Annotated in this window: 1 protein-coding gene; it reads right to left on the minus strand. The window is 62.6% G+C overall.

Annotation, left to right across the window (positions count from 1 at the left end; genetic code table 11):
- Positions 1 to 70: 70 nt before the first annotated feature.
- Positions 71 to 1,270, minus strand: a complete 1,200-nt coding sequence (locus tag BLW02_RS19415; protein ID WP_425285684.1) for an IS256 family transposase — start codon at positions 1,268 to 1,270, stop codon at positions 71 to 73.
- Between the last annotated feature and the right edge of the window lie 36 nt (positions 1,271 to 1,306).

Genomic DNA, 1,306 nt, shown 5'->3' on the forward strand with positions numbered 1-1,306 from the left:
GGGCCTGTCCGAATTTCTGTGTGTGAGGCTCATTGAACCTTCACCGATTTCGTGAAGCTGGTTGACTATCTTACGTGCTCGATTTCGTGAACCGATCTTCGTAGAGGATCGCGAATTGGTTCATGGCTGATTTCCAGTGGTTGGCCGCCCGTCCCCAGTCCTCGGTGATGTTGCGCAACGCCAGCCAGATCAACTTGGTGGCCGCTTCGTCGCTGGGGAAGTGCCCACGCGTCTTGATGATCTTGCGCAGCCTCGCATTCACACTCTCAATCGCATTGGTCGTATAGATCACGCGCCGCACCTCTGGCGGGAAGGCGAAGAACGGAATGACCTTGTCCCAGGCCCTGCGCCAGGCGCCTACGACGGTCGGGAATTTTTGCCCCCACGGCCCTGCCTCAAACGCGAGCAGCTCGGCCTCGGCCGCTTCGGCGCTGACCGCCGTGTAAATCGGCTTGATGGCCGCCGCCAGCGCCTTGCGATCCTTCCAGCTTGCGAAGTCCAGGCTGTTGCGTATCAAGTGCACGATGCAGGTTTGCAGCGTCGTGGCCGGGAACACCGTGCCCAGTGCCTCTGGCATGCCCTTGAGCCCGTCGGTGACAGCGATCAGGATGTCATGGACACCGCGCGTCTTCAAGTCGTTGAACACTTTCATCCAGAACTTGGCGCCCTCGGTGTTCTCGATCCAGATCCCGAGGATGTCGCGGCTGCCATCGGGCAGCACGCCCAGGGCCAGATACACGGCCTTGGAACGCACCACCGCATCCTCGCGGATCTTGACCCTCAGCGCGTCAAAGAACACGACCGGGTACATCGACTCCAGCGGGCGACTCTGCCAGGCCGTGACCTCGCTCATCACGGCGTCGGTGACGCTGCTGATGAGGTCCGGCGAGACGTCCACCGAGTACATCTCGGCCAGAAAGCCCTGGATCTCGCGCACCGTCATGCCGCGTGCGTACATGGCAACGATCTTGTCGTCAAAGCCGGTGAAGCGCCTCTCATGCTTGCCGATGAGTTGCGGCTCGAACGTGCCCTCGCGGTCACGGGGAACGTCGATGCGCAGAGCGCCGGCGTCGGTCAGCACGGTCTTGGCGCTCTTGCCGTTGCGGTGATTGGCCGCAGCCCCTTCGGGCTTGGCCTGGCCGGGGGCGTAGCCCAGGTGGTGACTCATCTCCGCGCCCAGCGCGCGCTCAAGCACCGACTTCTTGAACTGCTGGAAGATGCCCTCAAGCTCGGCTGGCGTGACTGGCCCGGGAATGAGTTGCTCAAGCAGCTCGGCTGAGAATTGCGGCTGCGCCGCCTTGTCCGC

The organism is Acidovorax soli, assembly GCF_900107605.1.
Classification (GTDB): Bacteria; Pseudomonadota; Gammaproteobacteria; order Burkholderiales; family Burkholderiaceae_C; genus Acidovorax; species Acidovorax soli.